Source organism: Rhodococcus marinonascens NBRC 14363 (genome assembly GCF_001894885.1).
In the GTDB taxonomy this organism is placed as follows: Bacteria; Actinomycetota; Actinomycetes; order Mycobacteriales; family Mycobacteriaceae; genus Rhodococcus_F; species Rhodococcus_F marinonascens.
Map to the genome: position 1 here is coordinate 1 of NZ_BCXB01000089.1, position 3,719 is coordinate 3,719.

The following is a 3,719-nucleotide window of genomic DNA, read 5'->3' on the forward strand; positions in this document are numbered from 1 at the left end:
TAGGACTCGAGACTGTTCACGCACGGATCCCCGAGTTCCTGCGGAAGCACCCCGACAGATCGTCTTGCAAACCATCTAGCAAACCATCTAGTCTCAGAACCGAACAGACACGGGATTGCGAGACAGGAGCGCAGTGACAGTCATCGGATACGCGCGAGTAAGCACCACCGACCAGAACCCGCAACTACAACTCGACGCACTCGCGGCCGCAGCCGCCGAGAAGGTGTTCACCGACCACGGCGTGTCCGGTGCCAAGGCATCACGCCCGCAGCTCGACGCCGCACTCGACTACCTGCGCCCCGGCGACGTGCTCACCGTGTGGAAACTCGACCGACTCGGCCGCAACACCGTCCACCTGCTGCAGCTGGTCGACGACCTGCACGCCCGCAGCATCGGATTCCACAGCATCACCGAAGGGCTGACCACCGAAGGGGCGATGGGCAGGGCAATGCTCACCGTCATGTCGGCATTCGCGCAACTCGAACGCGACACGATGATCGAACGCACCAAGGCAGGATTGGCCGCGGCCGCAGCGAACGGCCGCAAGGGTGGCCGGCGCCCCACGTTCAACACCGAGGACGTCGACCAGGCGCGCAAGTACCGCGACCGGGGCATGAGTGCTGTCGAGATCGGGAAACTGACAGGCATGTCCCGCGCCACCGTGTACCGGCTGCTCGCGGCCGCAAACGCTGACAGTGCAGAAGTCGCCGAGTAATCGCCTGCACCCAACACCCACGAGGCCCAGAGAGGTAGGGCAGGCGTTCGCCACCCCTCCAAATTATCGGAAGGGGGGGTAAACCCGGCGCCGCTTCGGCGGACGGCAGCCGTTGTGGAGTCCGCCGATCAAACTGGGCAGCCCAACACGGGGTGCGGTAAGAAGCGTGTCATAAGCGCCAATCGTCAGAACCGATCGAGTACAGTTAACATGTCGGTAATCTTGCCGGCCCTCAGGGCGGACCACTCGCTGAATGTTGGGCTCAGCGCGCGTCACAATCTCGTCGCCTTCTCTTGGACTTCTCAGAGGATCTTATGTCTTCGCTCGCCAGCGGTACCCCTTTTTTCGACGCGTCCGAACAGGGCGAGTGGATCCCTCCGGCAGCTTCCTTCGCGCTGCCTGCTGGTTCCACCGCGATCGTCTACTGCGAGGGCCTGTTCGGCGAGCAGGACGGTAAGACCGCCAACGGCCTGGTCCGGCACTCGGAGAAGTACGAGATCCTCAGTGTCATCGACAGCCTCCGGGCCGGAGTCGATGCCGGGAAGTTCCTCGACGGCACCGCGAACGGCATCCCGGTGCTGGCGTCGCTCGCCGAGTCCATCTCTCAGGCCGGCCGCGTACCTGACTACCTGATCTGTGGGCTGGCGCCTGCCGACGGCCTACTGTCGAACGAGCAGCGGGTCGTGCTGCTCGACGGCATCGCCCGCGGGATGCACATCATTAACGGCCTGCACGAGTTCCTCAACGACGACGCCGAGTTCGCGGCGGCAGCCGTGATCGCCGGCGTCACCATCACCGATGTACGCCGGCCGAAGGCCAAGCGCGAACTGCACCAGTTCTCCGGCCGGATCTTCGAGGTCACATGTCCCAGGATCGCGATCCTGGGTACGGACGGGGCGATCGGGAAGCGCACCACCGCCACCTTGCTGGTCCAGACGCTGAACGCGCGCGGCATCAAGGCGGTCATGGTCGGCACCGGTCAGACCACCTTGATCCAGGGCGGGAAGTACGGTGTCGCGCTGGATGCGCTGGTCCCCCAGTTCTGCTCGGGCGAGGTCGAGCACCAGGTCGTCGCTGCGTTCGAGGGTGAGGACCCTGACGTGATCGTGGTCGAGGGCCAGGGCGCGCTCAGCCACCCCGCGTACCTGACGTCGGCTTACATCCTGCGTGGCAGCCGCCCGGCCGGCGTGATCGTGCAGCACGCGCCGAAACGCACGGTGCTCGGCGACTTCCCGATGATGCCGATGCCGACCGCGGCCAGCGAGATCGCACTGATCGAGGCGTTCGCCGACACCCGCGTCATCGGGGTCACGATCAACCACGAGGAGATGACCGACGACGAGCTGAGCAACGCGATCTCCGAGCATCATTCGCAGCTCGGCCTCCCGGTCACCGACCCTCTGACGCGCCCCTCGTCGGATCTGGTCGACATGGTGCTGACAGCCTTCCCCGCGCTCGCGGTGGTGGCCGACACGACCACCCCCGTGTGACGCTTCGGATCGAAATCGATCTCGACAAGGTCGAGCAGAACACGCGGATCTTGGTTGACCGGCTTGCCTCAATGGGCATCCGGGTCACTGGGATCACCAAGGCCGTGTTGGGCTCGCCGGGAGTCGGCGCGGCGATGCTGCGCGGCGGCGCCCGCGGACTCGGTGATTGCCGGGTGTCGAACCTCGCTCGGCTGGCCGGGCTGGACCGATCACCGTTACGCACGTTGATCCGCTCACCCATGCTCAGCCAAGTGGCACGGGTCGTTGACGTCGCCGACGTCAGTCTGAACACCGAGGCCGTCGTGCTGGCGGCGCTCGATCAGGCCGCGTCCCAGCAGAAGCGGATGCACGCCGTCGTGCTCATGGTCGAGCTGGGTGACCTACGCGAGGGCATCGCGCTCGACGACGCGCCCGAGGCCGTGCGGGCCGTCCTCGGTCACTCCTCCCTCCGGCTCGTCGGGCTTGGCGCCAACCTCGCTTGTCAGAACGGTGTCGTGCCCGACGACCGAAACATGGGCATCCTCACCGGGCTCGCGGAGGATATCGAGGCACTGCACGGGATCTCGCTCGACGTCGTCTCAGGCGGCAACTCGGCGAACCTGAACTGGGCTCTGCACACCCACGACGTCGGCCGGATCGACGAGCTCCGACTCGGCGAAGCCATCCTTATCGGCGTCGATCCGCTGTACCGGACACCGATCCCCGGCCTGCACACGGACGCCTTCACCTTGACCGCCGAGGTCATCGAGGTCGCTATGAAACCGGCTCAACCCTGGGGAGATCGTGCTCAGGCGGCTTTCGGCGAGGCGCCGGTCCGCACCGGCAGCGGGACCGTGCACCAAGCAATCCTGGCCCTCGGTCGCCAGGACGTGGACCCGGACGGTCTGCAGCCACCCGAGGGCATCACGATCCTCGGGATGAGCAGTGACCACCTGGTGGTCAACCTCGGCGATCACCCTGGCGCGGTCGGCGACGAGATCGACTTCGGTGTCGCCTACGGCGCACTCGTACGGGCGATGACGTCGCCCTTCGTCACCAAGATCGAGCACCTTGGCCGTTCCGTCGCACCCGAGGCGACCCAGGTGCCAACATCGATCCAGGTTTCGCCCCCCCGCTCAGTGCCGGACGCCGATGCCGGTGACAACCTGCCTTCCCCATCTTGAGTGCCTGCTCCGCACGGTCCATCTCGGCATACCCGCCGCCACCGTTCGACTCCTGCCCGGGACACGCTTCTTACCGGCACTCCAACACCGGGTGGAGCGACGATTGCGCCATCGCTAATGCCGGGGCGATTCGCTACGAGAGGAGCCGACCGGCCTACTTCTGCAGCGTGAACTGACCCAGATTGGTGTAGCCCTCGCGGAACAGACGTATGCAGCCGTTGAGGTACTTGACGTAACGGTCATAGACTTCCTGCGATTGAGCCGCGATGGCTTCGTCCCGGCGGGCCTCCAACACCGCCGCCCACAGCTGGAGGGTTTTTACGTAGTGCGGCCCGATCAGTTGCAACCGGG

The 3,719-nt window shown here is 65.7% G+C and carries 4 protein-coding genes; 3 read left to right on the forward strand and 1 reads right to left on the reverse strand.

Features of this window, described 5'->3' with window-relative positions; all coding sequences use genetic code 11:
- Positions 1-133: 133 nt before the first annotated feature.
- From RM2_RS22750 to RM2_RS22760, 3 genes are all read left to right on the forward strand, one after another.
- The gene (locus RM2_RS22750) at positions 134-715 is read left to right on the forward strand and encodes a recombinase family protein (protein ID WP_072691727.1); all 582 of its coding nucleotides are present in this window, start codon (positions 134-136) and stop codon (positions 713-715) included.
- Between the two features lie 314 nt (positions 716-1,029).
- Positions 1,030-2,205: an N-acetyltransferase DgcN family protein gene (locus tag RM2_RS22755; RefSeq protein ID WP_174553886.1), complete on the forward strand. Its 1,176-nt coding sequence runs from the start codon at positions 1,030-1,032 to the stop codon at positions 2,203-2,205.
- The gene (locus RM2_RS22760; protein WP_072691728.1) at positions 2,202-3,368 is read left to right on the forward strand and encodes an alanine/ornithine racemase family PLP-dependent enzyme; all 1,167 of its coding nucleotides are present in this window, start codon (positions 2,202-2,204) and stop codon (positions 3,366-3,368) included. The genes RM2_RS22755 and RM2_RS22760 overlap by 4 nt, the downstream gene beginning before the upstream one ends.
- Before the next feature lie 154 nt (positions 3,369-3,522).
- Here RM2_RS22760 and RM2_RS22765 read toward each other — a convergent pair.
- Positions 3,523-3,719, reverse strand: a 197-nt coding sequence (locus tag RM2_RS22765; RefSeq protein WP_174553887.1) for a class I SAM-dependent methyltransferase, incomplete at its 5' end; no start/stop codon positions are given.

What these genes read in the sequence shown, in the direction of transcription:
- RM2_RS22755 (WP_174553886.1), top strand. Translation starts at nt 1,030, where the DNA reads ATGTCTTCGCTCGCCAGCGGTACCCCTTTTTTCGACGCGTCCGAACAG.